This is a genomic window from Paenibacillus sp. GXUN7292 (genome assembly GCF_050864975.1).
In the GTDB taxonomy this organism is placed as follows: Bacteria; Bacillota; Bacilli; order Paenibacillales; family Paenibacillaceae; genus Pristimantibacillus.
Genome location: NZ_JBOZWO010000054.1, coordinates 16,376 through 34,602 on the forward strand (window position 1 = coordinate 16,376; position 18,227 = coordinate 34,602).

The 18,227-nt window shown below is 42.0% G+C and carries 19 protein-coding genes; all 19 read right to left on the reverse strand.

Going from position 1 to position 18,227, the window contains the following annotated elements; genetic code table 11:
- Nucleotides 1–438 precede the first annotated feature (438 nt).
- Nucleotides 439–1,458, reverse strand: coding sequence for a Gfo/Idh/MocA family protein (locus ACRRU2_RS26310; protein WP_432506234.1), 1,020 nt, complete (start codon nt 1,456–1,458; stop codon nt 439–441).
- The gene (locus ACRRU2_RS26315; RefSeq protein ID WP_432506236.1) at nt 1,451–2,485 is read right to left on the reverse strand and encodes a Gfo/Idh/MocA family protein; all 1,035 of its coding nucleotides are present in this window, start codon (nt 2,483–2,485) and stop codon (nt 1,451–1,453) included. The genes ACRRU2_RS26310 and ACRRU2_RS26315 overlap by 8 nt, the downstream gene beginning before the upstream one ends.
- An 84-nt stretch (nt 2,486–2,569) precedes the next feature.
- A complete protein-coding gene (locus ACRRU2_RS26320; protein ID WP_432506238.1) occupies nt 2,570–3,940 on the reverse strand; it encodes an ABC transporter substrate-binding protein in 1,371 nt (456 codons plus the stop codon).
- A gap of 106 nt (nt 3,941–4,046) precedes the next feature.
- Nucleotides 4,047–5,663, reverse strand: a complete 1,617-nt coding sequence (locus ACRRU2_RS26325) for a response regulator transcription factor (protein ID WP_432506240.1) — start codon at nt 5,661–5,663, stop codon at nt 4,047–4,049.
- The gene (locus ACRRU2_RS26330; RefSeq protein ID WP_432506242.1) at nt 5,647–7,521 is read right to left on the reverse strand and encodes a sensor histidine kinase; all 1,875 of its coding nucleotides are present in this window, start codon (nt 7,519–7,521) and stop codon (nt 5,647–5,649) included. Before ACRRU2_RS26330 ends, ACRRU2_RS26325 begins: the two co-directional genes overlap by 17 nt.
- Nucleotides 7,522–7,738: 217 nt before the next feature.
- Nucleotides 7,739–8,566, reverse strand: a complete 828-nt coding sequence (locus tag ACRRU2_RS26335; RefSeq protein ID WP_432506244.1) for a carbohydrate ABC transporter permease — start codon at nt 8,564–8,566, stop codon at nt 7,739–7,741.
- A gap of 33 nt (nt 8,567–8,599) precedes the next feature.
- Complete coding sequence (locus ACRRU2_RS26340) at nt 8,600–9,499, reverse strand: carbohydrate ABC transporter permease (RefSeq protein ID WP_432506246.1); 900 nt, start codon at nt 9,497–9,499, stop codon at nt 8,600–8,602.
- A 453-nt stretch (nt 9,500–9,952) separates the two neighbouring features.
- Nucleotides 9,953–10,879 carry an acetamidase/formamidase family protein gene (locus ACRRU2_RS26345; RefSeq protein WP_432506248.1) on the reverse strand — a complete coding sequence of 309 codons (927 nt, stop codon included), beginning with the start codon at nt 10,877–10,879 and terminating at the stop codon, nt 9,953–9,955.
- A 215-nt stretch (nt 10,880–11,094) separates the two neighbouring features.
- Nucleotides 11,095–12,189 carry an alanine racemase gene (locus ACRRU2_RS26350; protein WP_331701004.1) on the reverse strand — a complete coding sequence of 365 codons (1,095 nt, stop codon included), beginning with the start codon at nt 12,187–12,189 and terminating at the stop codon, nt 11,095–11,097.
- A gap of 19 nt (nt 12,190–12,208) precedes the next feature.
- Nucleotides 12,209–13,372, reverse strand: coding sequence for an N-acetylglucosamine-6-phosphate deacetylase (locus ACRRU2_RS26355; protein WP_331701005.1), 1,164 nt, complete (start codon nt 13,370–13,372; stop codon nt 12,209–12,211).
- Nucleotides 13,373–13,407: 35 nt separating this feature from the next.
- Nucleotides 13,408–14,163 (reverse strand): SDR family NAD(P)-dependent oxidoreductase, encoded by a 756-nt coding sequence (locus tag ACRRU2_RS26360; protein ID WP_432506251.1) that lies wholly within the window; start codon nt 14,161–14,163, stop codon nt 13,408–13,410.
- Between the two features lie 146 nt (nt 14,164–14,309).
- On the reverse strand, nt 14,310–14,639 hold the full coding sequence (locus ACRRU2_RS26365) for a low molecular weight protein tyrosine phosphatase family protein (RefSeq protein ID WP_331701012.1): 330 nt from the start codon (nt 14,637–14,639) through the stop codon (nt 14,310–14,312).
- 15 nt (nt 14,640–14,654) lie between these two features.
- Complete coding sequence (locus ACRRU2_RS26370; RefSeq protein ID WP_432506265.1) at nt 14,655–15,056, reverse strand: histidine phosphatase family protein; 402 nt, start codon at nt 15,054–15,056, stop codon at nt 14,655–14,657.
- 3 nt (nt 15,057–15,059) lie between these two features.
- On the reverse strand, nt 15,060–15,224 hold the full coding sequence (locus ACRRU2_RS26375; protein WP_432506253.1) for a hypothetical protein: 165 nt from the start codon (nt 15,222–15,224) through the stop codon (nt 15,060–15,062).
- Between the two features lie 29 nt (nt 15,225–15,253).
- Entirely contained in the window at nt 15,254–15,757 is a 504-nt protein-coding gene (locus ACRRU2_RS26380; RefSeq protein WP_432506255.1) for a DinB family protein, read from the reverse strand.
- Nucleotides 15,758–15,799: 42 nt separating this feature from the next.
- The gene (locus ACRRU2_RS26385) at nt 15,800–16,360 is read right to left on the reverse strand and encodes a hypothetical protein (RefSeq protein WP_432506257.1); all 561 of its coding nucleotides are present in this window, start codon (nt 16,358–16,360) and stop codon (nt 15,800–15,802) included.
- Nucleotides 16,361–16,410: 50 nt separating this feature from the next.
- Complete coding sequence (locus tag ACRRU2_RS26390; RefSeq protein WP_432506259.1) at nt 16,411–16,890, reverse strand: NUDIX hydrolase; 480 nt, start codon at nt 16,888–16,890, stop codon at nt 16,411–16,413.
- Nucleotides 16,891–16,937: 47 nt separating this feature from the next.
- The gene (locus ACRRU2_RS26395) at nt 16,938–17,447 is read right to left on the reverse strand and encodes a DUF6886 family protein (protein ID WP_432506261.1); all 510 of its coding nucleotides are present in this window, start codon (nt 17,445–17,447) and stop codon (nt 16,938–16,940) included.
- 47 nt (nt 17,448–17,494) lie between these two features.
- A complete protein-coding gene (locus ACRRU2_RS26400) occupies nt 17,495–18,073 on the reverse strand; it encodes a hypothetical protein (protein WP_432506263.1) in 579 nt (192 codons plus the stop codon).
- Nucleotides 18,074–18,227: the final 154 nt, after the last annotated feature.

Genomic DNA, 18,227 nt, shown 5'->3' on the forward strand with positions numbered 1-18,227 from the left:
CGAGTGCTTGAACACTCGGCTTACCCAAATAATTTAATCGTCTTTTACTATTTTACCACGATATACCAGTTAGATGAACCGTTTTATAATAAAAAAACCCGAAGCTTAGTCATAACCAGCCTCAGGATTTTTAATATTCTAATGCGATAATGCAGGATCTTTGAGCGACAGATCCTTTTTTGGCATAAAAAGTTAAACTACCTGTGCTTTTGCAGGATTTCTCTTCAGAACGAAATTATGTTACAGGTGTTATATAGCTAACGGAACTCAGGAACACTATTGTGCGAAAATCAGCTTATTTAAAATTTTAAAGGAACTGAGAAGCCTTATTTACTCAAACTGCCTGCATAAACGGGGAAAAAATCACATGTAGCGCCCCAGAGTTCCGTTACGTTTTCAAAACACCATTATTTCGCTAAATAGAGCTTCTCAGTTCCGTTACAATCCTTTTGTGGTCGGAGTCAGATCAATTTCTTTGCCTAAGTGTGAGGATTCGTACGTGCCCAATATCATTTGCAGCGCATGAATGCCGTCCTCGCCTGTTACGACAGGCTCCCGGCCTTCACGCACAGCATACGCCATATCGCGGATCTGAATACGGTGACCGTCAGGAAGAACAGAGAACGGCTCAAATGCCGGCAGCTCAACAGCTTCACCGTCTATCATGAGCTGCTTGATTTGATCATCTTCATAGACGAGCGTGCCTCTTTCTCCATGAAGCTCTACCCGTTGTCCCAGCTCCGGGTTAGAGGTTGTCGTCATGACCATGACACCCAGCCCGCCTCTTTCGAAGGTGAGGGAAGATACGGCAGTGTCCTCTACCTCGATGCTTCTTTGCAGTGCATAAGCTTTACCATAAATGGTTTGCACGGGACCCGCAAACCATTGCAGCAGATCAACGATGTGAATGCCTTGATTCATCATGGCTCCGCCGCCGTCGACCGCCCATGTTCCTCTCCAGCCAGCGCTGTCGTAATATTGCTGAGAACGATATATTTTGACATAAGCATCGCATAAGGTGAGTTTGCCCAGCTTGCCTTCTTCCAGCATCTGCTTCACATATTGCGCCGCAGGCGCCATCCGTCTAGGGTATACAGTTGCCAGCTTTACATTTTCCTCTTTGCACACCTGGATCATATGCAGCAGGTCATCCAGCTTGATGGCCAGAGGCTTCTCACAAATAATATGCTTGCCTGCACGAGCAGCAAGCATCGTATGCTCAGGGTGCATGCCGCTTGGCGTACAAATGTTGACAACCTCAATAGCTGAATCTGCAAGCATTTCCTCATAGCTCGCATAGTATTTGGCGCCATACTTGTCGGCAAATGCTTTTCCCTTCTCCTCGTCAACATCGCAGACGGCAGTCAATACTGCTTCGTCTAGCTTGCTAATGCCTTGCGCATGAATATCGGCGATAACGCCGCAGCCCATAATCGCAAAGCTAACTGGCTTAAGCATGCAGCTCACTCTCCTTGGATGATGAATTTGACACATAGGGGACAGCAGCATCGGCGTCCAATACAGCCCTGCTCGCTTTGATCAGCTCCTCATGCGTAAGAAGGGAAGCTTCCCCTTCGATATAGCTAAGGAAATCTGCCGTAATCGTTGCTGGAGGCTGGATCAGCTCTACGCTGCTCCATTCCTCTTCCCCGCTGGCGTACAGCATGATTGGAGTGCTCGATCCCAATAGTGGATCACCGCTAAGACGAAGCTCCGCGAAGCCTTTTGTTCCTGTAACAAAAATACGCCCGTCGCCCCAGGTCCAGCTTTTTGGCGGCGTATGCCAATCCGCGTAAAGCTGCGTAAGCAAACCATCGGCAAGCTCTACTTGCACATTCACCGTATTATAGAAGGTTGGATACTCTGGTAGAACGCTCTTGCCTACCAGTCCTGCCGAGCTCTTAATCTCTTGCCCCGTAAACCAGCGCAGAAGGTCATAATCATGAATTAATAAATCGATTAAAATACCGCCGCACTGCTCTTTGTTAAAAAACCATGCAGGACGGGAAGCGGCGTTAAGCTTATGCGGCTTTCTCATGCCGATATGAACCAGCTCACCAAGCTTTCCTTCGTCGATATATTGCTTCAGCGTATAAATAGCCGGGTGAAATCTCTCCGTTAGCAGCATCCCAACTTTAATCTGGTTTCGCTCAATGATCGCTTTCAGACGCGCCAGTCCCTCTTTATTTACGACAGCCGGTTTGTCGACCATAACCGATTTGCCATACTTCTCACACAGCTCGATTACGTCTATTTTTTCATTATTTATGCTTGCACAGCCTATGACTTCAATGTCTTCCCCCAGCAAAGAGAGCTTGTCATCTACCAACGGAACTTCATATTTCTGTGCAATCCCTGCAGCTAGTGTCCGATCATGCTCCTCGAAAATTCCGGCACAGCTATAGCCCAGCTCATACATTTGTTCAATAAAGATTTCAATATGGTTATGCTGACAGCCAATAATCGCAAACTTTTTCTCTCCCATAACCCTGCTCCTTTATCTCTTTATTTCATTAAACAGAGAAGGCCGCTTCAGCAGCGGTCTTCTATGCTCATCTATCTGTTCACTCTACCCATTATTTCTAGCGAAAATCTTGTCAGCCTCTACGCGGAATTCCTTAACCGCTTCATCGATCGTAGCTTTGCCAAATTGATGCTTCTGGATGACTTTCTCAAACAATGCCGTTACTTCGCCAGCACCCTTTGGACCCGCATCATACCAGGCTGGATTGCTTTGCGATACATGCTCCAGCATCGCAATCATCTTCTTGTCGCGATCCGTAAATTTCGGAGCTAAATATTCACGGACTTTTTTGTTTTCAGGCAGTCCGCGCTCGGTTTCCAAAATATCTGCTGCCTCTTCACTGTTAACTAGAAAATCAATTAGCAATGCGGCTGCTTCTTGCTGCTTGGATTTGGCAGAAGCGCTAAAGAACATCGCCGTTTGCAGCACGCTTCCTGTTTGCACGGCATGCGGATAAGAGATCATGTCAACATTGTCTGTCATAACTGATTGATACGCAGGGAACGCGGCAATCCAAGTAGGTCCCATCATCGCTACTGTTCCTTTTAACAACGCATCCTTATTCGGGTCTGCATTGCTCAGCGGCAGAGCCGAAGCCGTAATGTTGGCTGGAGGAGCGATTCCTTCCTTGCGCGCTGTCTCCCACATGCTCATCCACTCTTTTAGATTGTCATCGTTATAGCCCAGTCGGTTATCTTCCGAGTACAGCTTGTCGCCTTTGGAGAACAAATAGTACATAAAGGCTTCAAGAGAAGAAGAAGAATCGAACAATCCGTATACATTGTCGCCCAGTGCAGCCTTCAGCTCACGCGATATGGCAAACAGCTCTTCCCATGTCGAATCTTTTTCGGGCTTATTGATTTTAGCTTGATCGAACATTTCATTATTAACAAGCAGTACAGAGGCGTTATCGGCAACCGGAATGCCTGTCAGCTTTCCGCCTATTGTGCCTTGATTGCTTAACACGTCTGCATTTAAATCTTCAACCTTTAGAGCACTGCCAACGAAAGGATTGAGATCCGCCAATACTTCCCGTTCAGAATATTCTTTAATATACAAAATACTCATCTGCATCACGTCAGGCGCGTTGCCTGCTGATACCTGTGTGGAAAGCTTCTCCCAATATCCGTCCCAAGAGGAGTATTCAGGAATGACCTTTATGTGCTGATATTTCTCTTCAAACTTTGCAATCGCTTGCAAAGTTCTGTCATGTCTGCCCTGCGATCCCCACCAAGCAAAGCGCAATTCAATTTTTTCTTCTTTTGCCCCTTGCTCCTTATTGCCTGTTCCCCCTTGTGGTGCACTGTTGCCGCCATTACTGCCGCTTTGACCGCATGCTGCTAACAACGACATTAGCAAAGCAGATACTGCTGCGATCATTAAGGATTTCTTGAACCAATTGTTGCTGCTCTTCATGTCATTCACTCCTTATGCAATTATCCTTGCTGTCTTTAATTATAGGAACCGGCATCGTAAACAAAATAATATAAATCTATAAAAAGTATCAAAAATATATAGACGATTAACAATAATCAGATGGATTGCAGCCCATATGCTTTTTAAACTGCTGGCTGAAGTAAGCATTATTTTTATAGCCGACCATAGCCGTAATCTCATAAAGCTTGTACTTCCCGCTCATCATAAGCTCCTTGGCCCGTTCCATTCGAACACGTGTTACGTAGCTGTTGTAATTTTCACCCGTGACATCCTTGAATATTTGGCTTAAATAATTTCTCGTTAAGCTCACTTCGTCTGCGATAACATCCAGCGTAATGTCTTCATCCAGATGCTCTTTCACATATTTTTTCATATAATCTACCGTCTTCCTATGCTTATGATTCACCCGACTAGCCATCGCACTGCACAAAAGAGCCATCGTTTCCTTCAGCCATAATTCCAGGTCCTGAGCATTATTGATACGCTCCAAATCTTGATACCAGCGAACATCCGGGTATATTTCCTCCACAAGCACACCCTGCTGATACAAGCTGATCGTAAGCATTCCCATTAAATCAATGACCACACTTCGAATATAATGCACATTCATCGCCTTTAGGTCATTCAGCGTCTTGAGTAGTTGGGTAATATGGGCTGTAAGCTCATCCGAGTTTCCTTCCAATACAGCTTCCATAAGCGATTGATAATGCTCAATCGGCTTGGATGGGAGCGATGCGGGCAGCTTCCCCATGCTCTGTTCATCGGCGACTAGCCAGGTCTCCTCGACGGAAGCTCTTTCGTTAAGAGCATTTATTGCCTTACGGCAGGAACGCCATGCCAAGGAAACGTCAGCTTCAATCGATCCTAATGAAACCCATACATCAAGCTTTAAGTAGCTTTTTATTGGCGCAATAAACTGCTGTATCGTATATTTCATTCTATTTTTAAATGTCTCCACTCTTAAATGAGCAGGCAGCGCAAAGAGGAGCACGAATTTATCTTTTTGAACATCGGCCAAATAAACACTCGTTTCTTTTGAAACCAGCTCTTCCAAAATATTCGTAATTGCATAGGTATACGTTAATAAATCTTTACTTTTATAATGCGCTTTGCCGATCGGAACAGCGTATTCCAGCACAGCAGCAGCAAAGGCTTGATTGGCAAAATTAAGCCCTAATTGCTTTGTTGCCTTCTCAAAAAATTCCTTCTCGCAAAAATGCGGCTCCAGTATGCCCTTAAGCAGCTGCTTCTTCGTTTCCGGCAAATGGTATTTCACAAGCTCCTTAAGCTCTCGTTCTTCCTGCTCAAGCTGATTGCTTTGCTTAATCTTTTTAATCGTTTCCTGAAGCACCGCTTCAATTTCCGGTACCGTTGCCGGCTTGGACAAATAATCTGCTACCTGCAGCTTTAAAGCAGACTTCGCATACTTAAAATCCTCATACCCGCTTAGAATAATGACCTCTGCCTTGGAGCCCGCTTGTCTTGCTGCTTGCAGCATCGCGATGCCATCCATTCTAGGCATATAAATATCGGTCAATATTAAACCGGGCTGATACTCCTCAATCATCGCAAGCCCTTCCACCCCATCGATCGCGAGGCCTGCAATTTCAACATTTAGCCTCCGCCAGTCAATCGTTTTAGCTAACCCCTGCAGGGTCATTTGATCATCATCTACAATAATAGCCTTAATCTTTGCGCTCATGACCTTCATGCCCCTCTCTCAGCCGTTCCCAATCTAACGGAATAGTTGTCAGCTTCGGAATCGTAATGGTAATCGTCGTTCCTTGATCAAGAACACTTTCTACCTTTACGCCATATGCAGCGCCAAAATATAAATCAATCCGTTCCGAAACATTTCTTACGCCATGATGCTGCTGCTCCCGCACCTTGGCTGTATCCTCCATGCCGTGGCCATTATCCTCAACCATAAAAACAATAGCTTCCGGTAATTCCATCGCACGTATAGCGATAAACCCTTTTCTTCTGGAATGGAAGCCGTGAATAATCGAATTTTCAACAAAGGGCTGCAATATTAATTTAGGTAAATAATAATCGTAAATGGTTTCTGGAATATTAAGCTGGATATGAATTTGATCCTGATATCTTATTTTTTGCAGCTCAACATAGCATGTAATATGCTCAACCTCTTTCCTGATCGGAATAAAGGATTCGCCGCTCGAAAGAGCAATTCTAAGCATTTTGCCAAGCAAAGAAAGCATTCGGCTAATTTCGCCTGCTCCCGCTTCAATCGCATGCCAATTCATCACATCAAGCGTGTTATAAATAAAGTGCGGATTCATCTGCTCCTGCAGCACCTTAATATCCGCTTCTCGCTTTTGCTGATTTTTTCGATTCAGCTGATCGATCAGCTCCTCGATATTAATGGCCATGTTATTGAAATGATTATTCAAATAACCGAATTCATTGTCGTATTCGTTGTCGATGCGCGTATTCAGCCTGCCTGTTTTTAAATGCTTCATCGCATAGACTAGCCCTTTTATAGGATGAACAAACTGTCGCGCCAAAAAATATGCAAACGTTATAGCCAGCAGGACGCAAATTACCGCCACAATAACAATCGTATTTTTAATTTTTTGACTGCCGGCCGTAATGCTTGTCCATGAAATCAAATCTAATGAAACCCATTGTGTTCGCTGCTGCTTGCTCCAAACTAACAGCTGTTTTTCATCGAAATGGTGGATGGCATACTGCTTTTGAAAATTGTCCTGATTCATAATATCAGGCAGCGCTTCAGAAATAGCGGAATACGGCAAAGCATCGCTTTTCACTTGACTGGAATCAACAATAAGCCTTGCATTCGTATCCAGCAAAAATCTTCCGTCATCCGCTGCTTTACTGGACAGCAGCTTGTGCATATACGAAATATTTATATTAAAAACGAGCACGCCAAGCTCCTTGCCCTCCGGCGACAGCACCTTTCGGCTAAAACTGACTACCTCATCCTTGCGCTGCACAAAGCTGCCATTAATAAGCTTATTAGTGCCCAGCCAAATATAATCAGCATGCTGAATCCTATCATACATAGGGGATTGCTCTAAAATCGAGTAAGCAAAAATACCATTTACCCCAGAATAGTAATTGTTCGTACTGCCCTTTGCATACAGCTGAACTGAATGAATCCCTTCCTTAATGTAGCTCTGCCTGCTCAGCAGATCGATTACCTGTTCATTTTTCTCAATTCTGGAGAATGAATTTTCCTCTTCCTGCAAATACTCCACGATCAAGGGATGGCTGGCCACAACTAAGGAATCGTATTCAACAGCCTGCAGCTGAATATCGATTTGCTTGTTAATTTCATCCAGCAATAAAATGCGTGAAGAGATCGTCTTGTCGACGACCTCTTGATTCGTAATCATATAGCTGGTTATTCCAAGCGTTAAGATGAGAATAGCAGAAATAATAATAAAAGAAGTGAAAAGGTTGGCTTGAAGGGAAAACACTTTAATCGGATTTTTCATAACCTTCACCTTCGTCTCGTGGTAGTTAGTCACTTGGTTGTCGGTTAATAGATTAAATGATTTTTCGTCAATTGTACACAATAATAATAGCTACTATCGGAACCAATTAATTACACGTTTGCAGGGTATCCCTTACGGCCGCTGTTGTCTTCACTAAATTTTTATTGAAATGAACAGATATACGGATATTTAGTGCAGACAAAGGCGGACGCTATCGCTCCTTCAGTGGATACCCTGCCTACTCCAATTTGTCCTTATATAGCTTTCTCACAAGCTCTAACGGCAATCGCCTGAAAATCTATTTAATTCCCGTTGTAGCAATCCCTTCCACAAAATATTTTTGCGAGAACATGAATAGAAGAAAGCATGGTAAAATGGACAGCACGCTCATCGCATACATTGGTCCCCAAGTAACAGCTGAGGAGTTATCCAAAAACAGACGAAGCGCTAACGGCACTGTATATTTCGCTGTATCTGTCAAATAAAGCATCTGTGCCAGGAAGTCATCCCATGTCCAAATGAAGCAAAACAACGCTGAAGTAATAATGGCCGGCATACATAGCGGCAGCACAATTCGAAACGCAATGCCGAGCTGTGAGCAGCCATCAATTTTCGCTGATTCGTCCAAATCATTAGGAATGCCGCGCACAAACTGATTAATTAGAAACACATAGAATGGTCCTACTGCCAAAAAGTGAGGAACAATAATCGGCAGCGCAGTGCCGATCCAATCAAAATTTTTAAACAAAATATATTGCGGCACCAAGGTAACCTGAGTTGGAAGCATGAGCGTAATCATAAGAATAGCAAACCAAAAATTTCTAAGCGGAAACTTGATTCGCGCAAAACCGTACGCAACGAGCGCACTCGACAGGACCGTACCGACGACCGATAGGCCTGCTATCAAAAAAGAATTTAAGAAAAATTGTCCGAACGTAAAACCGGGTATAGCGGTCCAGCCGTCCAAAAAGTTTTTCCATTCAAAATGAGAAGGAAATAAACTCGTGCTATTCATTTCCGTATTGGATTTCACCGAGCTGCCAAACAGCCATAAAATAGGATAAATCATCACAATACTGCCTGCGATCAGTACAATATATTTCGTCCACAGCTTTGTATGAGACATTGCGTAGCTCCTCCTTGTTGCTGCTTATTCACATTAGTTTTCATAATGCACCCATTTTTTCGATGTGCCAAAAATAATTATCGTTGCTAATCCAATAATAGCGAGCAAAATCCATGCAAGCGCACTGGCATAGCCCATATCGAAGAAAACAAATGCCTTTTGATACAAATACAAAGCGTATACTAAAGTAGAATCAATCGGCCCGCCCTTTGTAATAACAAAAGCCTGCGTAAACATTTGGAAGCTATTAATCGTTTGCATGACCATATTGAATAAAATAATTGGTGTCAGCATCGGCAGCGTCATTTTGAAAAAAATACGAATCTTAGAGGCACCGTCTACCGCAGCCGCTTCATATAAATCCTTCGGAATTTGTTTTAATCCCGCCAAAAAGATAACCATGGATGAACCAAATTGCCAAATCGACAAAACAATGAGTGTAGATAACGAAGTATTTGGCATATTAATAAAATCCGTTGTAGGTATTCCGAATGTGCCAAGCAGCTTATTAACCAGTCCGTCATAACCGAATAAATTGCGCCAAATCGCTGCAATCGCCACACTGCCCCCTATCAAGGAAGGCAAATAATAGACGGAGCGGAATATCGACATTCCTTTTATCGATTTGTACAAAAGCATCGCCACGCCTAATGCAAACGCCAGCTTCAGAGGTACTGACACTAATACATACACAAAAGTAACCTTTAACGCTTGTGTGAATGTTTGGTCATTCATAAATATTTCCTTATAGTTGCTTAAACCAGAAAACTGAGGACTCTCCAGCAAATGATAATTCGTTAACGAAAAATATAACGATTGTCCCATCGGAATAAGCGTTAGCAGAAACAATCCGATCAGCCAAGGCGATATGAATGCGTATCCCCATAGTCCGTCCATTAACTTATTTCGCTTCGATATTTTCATGGCATTCATCAAAAATCACTCTCCCACTTTGTTGCGCCTTATCTGTGATGTTCTTATTGTATCTAGGGGGGCTTGGGACAAAAATAATACAAATCTATAATATGTAATGCATTTATACAATGAAGTGTCGGTGACCTAACTTGCCGTAATCATGTGTAAAGAACAAATGATGCGTCGCTATTTGTGGTGCGGTCATTAATGACCGTTAGAACCAAAAAGCAGTCTTTTTGTTGCACATGCGGACACTTATGACCATTAGAAGACAATTCCGCCGAATTCTCTAGCTTTTTTCCCGCTAACGGATATTTCTGTCCGCTAGAAAGTGGAGGTTGGCGAAAAATGAGCGCTAACGGTCATTCGTGTCCGCATCTTTAGAATCCATTCGAGCTCAACATCAACAAAAAAGCAACGACCAGAGGTGGTTCCTCTATCGCTGCTTGATTGAGAATATAAAAGTGCTTTTTACAACAATATTCCGTGTGGCAAAAAAGCATGTACACCTTTAACTCCATTCACAATTTGAGTAATTCGCAAGTCGATAATGGAACTTCCCAAAGCCATGGCTTCTACTCGTCTGAGCCCATAAAGCTCTCCTAGCAGCTCCAGCATTTGATCTAAAGCTTGAACTGTAGCTTCATTTAAATCTTCATGAAACCCAAAGGTAATCCAGCCAGTCGGAGTGTTGGCTCTTGGAAGCGAAATAACTGTATCTGGTAAAACTTCAATCGTTACATCCACCAACTCCATTGGACACTCAATTGCTTGGCAGCTTACTTCTCCGTCCCCCTGCGCAGCATGCCCGTCGCCTAGTGCCAAGTAAGCACCATCAACTGATACCGGGAGGTATAAAGTGCTCCCTTTCACTAATTCCTTACAATCTATGTTTCCGCCGCAAAATCTTGGCGGCCAGGTAGAATGCTCTCCACCTACCTCGGGAGGCATACCAATGTTCCCTAGAAAAGGGTTTAATGATACTACAAACTTACGTTCATTAATAATACAAGCTCCCGTCATTGTTTGATTATCAAGTGTCCACTCTAAAATTATTTCTTTATCATTCAACAATAACAATTTTTGATTTTGCCAATTCGGGTATCCTCCCGCTGCTGTAAACCCATAACGCCCCGGCTTAATGTCATTAAAATGAATTTTCAGAGTCATGCCTTTCCTTGCTTCCTCAATAAATATTGGTCCTGCTAAAGGATGTCCTTTCCCTTTTCTGGCGAATGGTTTTATTCTTTCCTCATAACTGCTGCCTTTCCCCCATCCTCCATCAAGCGTTTCTAATCTAAGCGTGTCTCCCGAATGAATTGAAATACATGGTTTAATGTCTGTAGAAAATGAGCCAACTAGAGCTTCTTCACTTAAAGGGATACTATGCATAGCCATGGAAACACCTCATCTTCTTATTTTTCACATCACGTTCTCATACCATTTGTGCATATACAACATAACCCAGCCCTAGATAACTGCTATCTCAGGCTGGGTCATGTGTGTCTGTATCTACCATGATTATACATTGACATTTATAAGGGGCATCATAGTTTTGTGTATAAAAAAGTAATTTTAATAATCTCAATCCAGCTACAGGTGTCCTAATTTCTTCAAGTATTTTTACCGCGGGCATCGATCTTAAGTACTTGCTCCAGCTTGCCGCCGCGGGTTCCAAACAGTTCATCCCGTAAATTTACTACAGTGCAGCAGTGATTCGGTATAAGAGATACGACATCTCCAATCTGAAGCCCGCAGTTGTCTGGTACAGCCAAAATGCCGTGCTCCTCGCTTAGCCGTTCTACCATAATCTCAGGATAATCCGGCAAATAACCGTATCCGCTGCGATGTATGCTAGCATCATTCGTCAGTGTCTTGGAGCCGGCATCCACAATTATATATCCAGGCCTTGGGGTACTAATGACTGTTGTATAAATCCGCATGGCGCATTCTTCTTCTGTAATCAAGCCGGGAAACAACTGCGATCCATCCCCGAACACATAGGCGCCGGGGCGCATTTCAGTAACTCCCGACAACTGACCGGCAAACTTCGAAGTCGGCGTCGATCCAACGCTGATCTCCGGTACATTAACGCCCCTATCCGTAATTATTTTCTGAGTCGCAATTAATCCTTCTGCTTCCTCAAACGCTACTTTTTGCGCACTTTCTGCATCTCGACAGCCATAAGCGTGACCTGCATGCGTCATAAGCCCTGTTACTGCTACACCCGGCAAGGCGCTAATAGCGAGTGCAAGCTCCGCAGAAGCCTGTCCCGGTTCCAATCCGCAACGATTCAACCCGGTGTTGATGTCCAGATACAGTGAGATTTGCATGCCTAACTCTGTGCCGACATCCGATATTCCTCGTGCAGCTTCTAAGCTATCCACACTGACCGTTATATGCACGCCGCGCCTAAGCAGCGCAGCCAATCGCTTCAACTTTCCAGAACCGACAAGAGGAAAAGCAATGAGAATATCATCAATGCCCCCATCGGCCATCACTTCCGCCTCTCCAAGCTTGGCGACCGTAATGCCCTTTGCTCCATAGTCCAGCTGCTTCCTTGCAATCCATACACTTTTATGGGTTTTAATATGAGGCCGCAGCTTTATGCCTGACTTTGCGGCAAGCTCGGCTGTTCGCTTCAGGTTCGCATCCAAAATATCAAGATCGACTACTACCGCCGGAGTATCCATTTGTTCTTGAAACATGTCGTTGCCTCCCTTAATTTTATTTTGTGTTTACAATTTCACCGTCAAGAAAGACACTGCGAATTTGTATATCTTCCGTCACAAAAATAAGATTTGCACGCTTTCCTATTTGCACGCTGCCGACTTCATGATCGATACCAATCACTTTTGCCGGATTCAATGAAGCCATCTTGAATAGATCGACCATGTCTGCTTCTGTATGCTGTTTCATATTAAATACAGCCCGGTCCATCGTAAGCAGACTTCCAGCTAACATATAATCTTCGGCCTGAGAAGGCGAAAACTCATTTTTTTCAATCAGATTAACGTCAACTGAAGAGTCAATTTGTCCAGTACTATCCATCGCATCCGTAATGATGATAACTTTATTTGATCCTTTTGTTTTCAAAATTAGCTTAAGCATTAAAGGACGAACGTGGCGCCCTTCACGATCCGGAATAACCTCTGCATAAATATCGTCGCTTAAGAGCACTGCCTCGTCGACACCTAACTCCCTTGTTCCTGCGTAGCGAGAAGGCGAAGGTGTCACGCCGCTTGCATTCGTGCAATGGCAGCCGATTCGGAGTCCATATTGCACACTATCCAAAATCGTCTCAACAGCAGCCTCTGAATGTCCTACTGAGAATGTAATACCATAGCGTGCCGCTTCCTTCATAAATAGTTGCTGACCCTCGAGCTCAGGAGCTAGCGTCCACACCTTGATTTGCGGACCTGCCAATTTGAGAATTTCCAAATACTCCGACGGGTTAACCGGGCGTATCGGAGAGGTAATTGCTCCATACTTTGGATTTATATAAGGACCCTCCAAGTGAATACCAACTATAAGACTCCCATAATCTCCTTCCTGTGCTTGCAAAACCCTATGTAGCCCATCGAATATCTCCTGTTCCGACTCATTGTACGAGAAAGTTGGCAGAATGGATGTTGTGCCATAGTTCAAATGAAAACGAGCCATAGCTGCAGGATTGCGATACGCCCAGTGTCCTCCCCCGCCATGGCAGTGAATATCGACAAAGCCTGGAGCCACGTATAAGCCCTTGGCATCGATCAGTTCCGCTCCTTCTGGCGTCTGTAACTGCTCCGCCTCGCCGCATGCTATAATGCGTCCATTATCTATCCATACGGTGCCTTGTTCAATCAAGCGATCGGGCATCACAACTTTTGCATTCACTATCACTTTCATACTCACTCTTCCCCCCATGATCATAATCTAGTAAATTAAGATAGTTTTATTAGCTGCCCGCCATCAACAACAATAGAATGTCCTGTCATATAGGCAGCATCCTGTGAGGCAAGGAAAAGCGCTGCAGCCGCTATCTCTTCTGGCAAACCAACCCGGCCTAGAGGAATCGTTTTCAAATAAGCGGAAATGGCTTCCTGATTATCAATGAGCGGTTTTGTTAGCCTCGTTTCAATAAAACCCGGACAAACTCCATTTACCCGGATACCCAGCGGCGCCAATTCCAAAGCCATAGACATAGTTAAAGAATTTATTCCAGCTTTTGAAGCATTGTAATGAACTTGATCTCCCTCAGATGCTATCCCATTCACACTGGAGATATTAATAATCGATCCCCGTCCAGTCTTTGACATCTCCTTAGCGACAGCTTGAGAGGCCAAGAAGGAGCCCTTCAAATTCACATCAATATGAAGATCCCAATCCTCTTCCTCAATTTCTAGGAACGGCGCCGGTTTGCAAACACCGGCACTGTTCACGAGCGTATCAATCGGTCCAAAGGCCGCAATCGCTTCGGAGACCATCCGTTCCACATCCGACTTGCACCGGACATCAGCGTTCACCGCAATAGCTTCCCCACCAGAAGCATGGATAGATTGTACTGTTTCTTCCAAAGCACCATCCTCAATGCCCGCCACTGTCACTCTTGCGCCTTCTTGCGCGAATCTATACGCAATAGCTTGACCAATACCGCTCGAACCGCCTGTTATTAGTGTATGTTGTCCGATTAGTCGCATAAGCTTCCCCTACCTTTAATTAATTGACCTGAAGTTGGTATGATATGGTTCGATTATAAAACCTTGGTTTCAAAATTGCAAAGTATATTATTTGGGGCTAACAAAAAAAGAGAAACCCCTACTTACAAAAAGGAGTTTCTCTTCAGTTAATCCGGTACTTCTATATAATCCGATACTCTCGACTTCAATATTTCAATCAACTCTGTATCCATAAATTTATAATCGTCGGGAATATCCAGACAAATCAATTCCTTATGTTTAATTGCATATGGGAACTTATCCCTCAATCTTCTTACATGTTTCTTTTCCATTACAAATATCACATCCGCCCAGCCGATATGCCCTTCTGTCACTTTAATTCTCGCGGCTTCTTCTGTCCCTGCTGAGCGCACTTCATACCCATTAAATTTATCAAAAATCTTCTCCGCTGTTAAGCTGCGCCATTTATTACGGCTGCAAATAAAAAGTAATTTTATGTTTGTCACCTATTCTTAGCGTTCTCCATTTCCCCACATTCTTTCAACTGCAATTAACTTGTTAGCATCTAATGTTAGCTTATAAATATCGGGCATCGACGTCGATTCCCAAAAAGAATAACCATATCGGTTATCGAAATGGTTCAACATTAATGTCATAATGTCACCATGCGTTCCAATTACTATTTTCCTGCCTTTATTTGATTCAATAATGCTTGTAATAACATTCACCGCTCTTTTCTGAGCTTCCGTACTTGACTCTCCACCGGGAAAAGAAAAATGAAAATCTTTAAACACTTGATGTTTTGCTTCTTTAAATGTCATCGGTGCAAAGTTCCCAATTGCTCTTTCCCTTAAGTCTTCCTTGATATTTATGTTGTTCTGATATTCAAATGCTACTGATTTAATTGTTTCAATTGATCATTCATAAGGGCTGGAGAAAAACTCATCGATTTGTTCATTTTTCAAAATATTTCTTACTACTTGTGCATCTCTAACGCCTTGATCCGATAATCCTCTAGTCCGCTCACTGCCTTCTACAAAGACAGAGTCCGCATGTCTGACAAAATATAAGATGGTTTCCACGACTTCTCTACCACCAATTCGATTCGTTATTATTTGCCGTCAATAATTTCAATAATCTGTTTAATATGTCTTTGCTCATGCAGGTATATTGATTTAACCCATTCCATTAATAACATCTCTTTAAAAACCGGATGAACAAAATGTCTTCTGCTTAGCACTGTGGGATCTTCAAGCGACTTTAATAGTTCATTTAGCTTCGCTCGTGAATGGTTTAGCTTTTCAATGATTTCTTGGCGTTGAATAAATCCGCTAGATGGCCGGGCAATTTCAGGAGCCTCTATCTTTTTACTTCTATCCAGTAAAAAATCCAGTGCTTTATCCCCTACGACAGAATCCTCGTTACTCTTTAAGCCTCTTCTTATTGCTGCAATATATAATTCTTCCGTCTTAATTAAATGCTGATATATTTGATTAATACTCCAGCTATTTGAATCTTTCTGCTTATGTAATTGCTCTTCACTCAGTCCATTAAGAGTTTTTAGCAAATCCTCTCTCGTTTCTTTTAAATTTAGATGAATTTCTTGAAGTTCCATATAAAGCCCCCTCATTTAATATTTTCCCAACCCAAACCCACTTTACTTTCTTGAGTACTCATACAAAATTAGCCCTGAATAACTCACGTTAAACCCGTTTTTAATTTTTTCATATTCACCTGGTTCAATTCCAAAAGAGAAGTCAGACCCTGGTCCGGCTCCTGTTTGACCAAGCTGAATCGCATTACCTTGGAGATCTGTTAGCTGAAGATCATTATATGACCCTCTAGAAGTATACGTTCCGTCATCATTAATTAGCATATTATAAAGAAAACTTCCATTATAAAAGTCTAAGTTATAAGTTGTATGAAAACTAAAATAAATATCATTGCCCCTATTCCACACCTGCTGGAGTAATATATTCGTGTTATGGGTCTCCGCAATCTTAATATTAAGTTCTTGAGGTTCTTCTGTATCAAAAGGAATCCATTCTGGTTTGATCGCAAGATCAATCTTAATATTGTCTTTCTTAGTAATCGTGTAATGATCACGCTTCAATACATTACTTAATATTCTATTATCACTAAAGTATTCATAACTTACATAACCGGCATAAAAGAGTACCAACATTAACAGAGCTATATATAATGGTCTTTTTTTCATAAGGCTTTCCTTTCCAACTACGTATGGCATCAAAAAATCAGAGAGCTTTATTATTTGTATAATTGCTTCAAATAGTATTGTATTCCAGCCCTGTCTACATCAGAAAAGTTTTGAGGATTATTTTCCAATAATTCTTTTAAATCTGTTACCTTGATCCATCTAACTCCTGTTGTATCGTCTCCTGACTCTAGCAATTCACCGTTTGCTTTGCATCTAAAATAATAGCCTACAGAATCTACGGGACCTTTGACAGTTTGATAAGCAGCAAATGGCTTCATACATTCTACTTCAAAGTATCTTCCTTCTGTAACAATTCTTGTATCTTCTCCTTCAATTTCAGAAAGATCTAAACCCGTTTCCTCTTTCACTTCTCTCCTCAATGCTTGTATCAGAGATTCAAATGGTTCTACCTGCCCGCCAGGAAGTTCAATTGTTATTGGCTCGTTCGGTTTTACCCTATTCTGAATGACAATTTCAGCCTCATTATCGATGTACCGTTCAATAATAGCTCTTGCATTAACATAAAACATAGTTATCATCCCCTCTGTTGAAAGGTATCCCGAATCCCGATTCCCGTCTACTTTTCTGCATTTCTAAATCTAATTATGGAAAAATCATTAATCGAAGATTCTAATAATGCATTTCTTAAATGGTGTAGATTGGGCGTAAACCTTAATTCAACTCCGTATGATAGTATTTGATCAATTAAATTGTTTACAGGTTCAACGTTAACAGGCTTTATTATCTCCTCCGAAATATAATAACCTGCGATCTCATCAATTAATTGAAAATGACTTTGTTCAAATGAATATTTGAATAATGTTATCTCCCTTATCCGCTCATACCAAGAGCTTTCAACGGTTATAATTGTTTGTGAAGTTGTATGCCCAAAAAACACTCTTTGATCCTCTTCACTGACCTCTGGGCCCTTGGTAAAAATAATTCTTGGACATTCTCTTGGGAATAAATAATTGACCAAGCGTTTTTCATTTAACGCCCAAACAATAGGAGGCAAATCCGGTCTCGTATCAGATTTTCTTGGAATAAATTGTTCAATATTCGAATTCTCGCTAATATGATAGAGCAAATCATCACCTTCCTAATGCGATCTCACTAATCAAGCCTATTCTTTGCTTAGTATTGTATTAAATTATCCTTCTCTACATCATAACTAACTGCCATGCTTTTAATTATTCCGTCATCCGTTTCATGTTTGGCGGTATTCGAATCATTAATTTCTGCATCGTCAAATATTTCAACCATATAATTTTTCTTTTTAAAAGTACCTGAATTAATTTTTTGAAATCCTTTCGACCTTAAAATTTGTTCAGCCTTTTCAAATGTATCTCCAACTCTAATATTAAATATTTTATTCGATTGATTTGCTGTTTCCATCCTCTTTATTTTAGGGCTTTTATTATGATCAATGTTAACTCCCTTCATTCTATCGTAGGTATCCGAGTATCTTCCCGATAAATAAATATCTGGGTATATAAAATTCAACTCACAGCCAAAACATCCTGGTGTTAAATCTTTGCCCAAGCCGTACAGTTTCTCCACTTCTGATTGCGACATAAAAAGTCTTACTTGATTAAACGCAATATTCTTCATTTCCTTTTCAAAATTATAAGAAGCAAATATCTTCGCAGCCGAAATAATTGTTACTATTAAGAGGGGCAGCATTATTACTAATGTCAAAATTTTATTTTTCATTTATCGCTCTAATATTAAGAACTCGATACTTCTAAAATCTTTTACATACAACATAATCCCATATTGCCCTGTTAATTTTTTCGACATCAACTATCCCTCCGTGCAGTTATTGAAACGAAAAACAAGCTTATAGCTGGTAAAGCTCCTTTCAAAT

Bases quoted from the DNA above. Each gene is read 5' to 3' on its own strand.
- ACRRU2_RS26310 (WP_432506234.1), bottom strand. From the start codon at position 1,458: ATGCTTAAGCCAGTTAGCTTTGCGATTATGGGCTGCGGCGTTATCGCC.
- ACRRU2_RS26315 (WP_432506236.1), bottom strand. From the start codon at position 2,485: ATGGGAGAGAAAAAGTTTGCGATTATTGGCTGTCAGCATAACCATATT.
- ACRRU2_RS26320 (WP_432506238.1), bottom strand. From the start codon at position 3,940: ATGAAGAGCAGCAACAATTGGTTCAAGAAATCCTTAATGATCGCAGCA.
- ACRRU2_RS26325 (WP_432506240.1), bottom strand. From the start codon at position 5,663: ATGAGCGCAAAGATTAAGGCTATTATTGTAGATGATGATCAAATGACC.
- ACRRU2_RS26335 (WP_432506244.1), bottom strand. From the start codon at position 8,566: ATGTCTCATACAAAGCTGTGGACGAAATATATTGTACTGATCGCAGGC.
- ACRRU2_RS26340 (WP_432506246.1), bottom strand. From the start codon at position 9,499: ATGAATGCCATGAAAATATCGAAGCGAAATAAGTTAATGGACGGACTA.
- ACRRU2_RS26345 (WP_432506248.1), bottom strand. From the start codon at position 10,879: ATGGCTATGCATAGTATCCCTTTAAGTGAAGAAGCTCTAGTTGGCTCA.
- ACRRU2_RS26350 (WP_331701004.1), bottom strand. From the start codon at position 12,189: ATGTTTCAAGAACAAATGGATACTCCGGCGGTAGTAGTCGATCTTGAT.
- ACRRU2_RS26355 (WP_331701005.1), bottom strand. From the start codon at position 13,372: ATGAAAGTGATAGTGAATGCAAAAGTTGTGATGCCCGATCGCTTGATT.
- ACRRU2_RS26360 (WP_432506251.1), bottom strand. From the start codon at position 14,163: ATGCGACTAATCGGACAACATACACTAATAACAGGCGGTTCGAGCGGT.
- ACRRU2_RS26380 (WP_432506255.1), bottom strand. From the start codon at position 15,757: ATGGAACTTCAAGAAATTCATCTAAATTTAAAAGAAACGAGAGAGGAT.
- ACRRU2_RS26385 (WP_432506257.1), bottom strand. From the start codon at position 16,360: ATGAAAAAAAGACCATTATATATAGCTCTGTTAATGTTGGTACTCTTT.
- ACRRU2_RS26390 (WP_432506259.1), bottom strand. From the start codon at position 16,890: ATGTTTTATGTTAATGCAAGAGCTATTATTGAACGGTACATCGATAAT.
- ACRRU2_RS26400 (WP_432506263.1), bottom strand. From the start codon at position 18,073: ATGAAAAATAAAATTTTGACATTAGTAATAATGCTGCCCCTCTTAATA.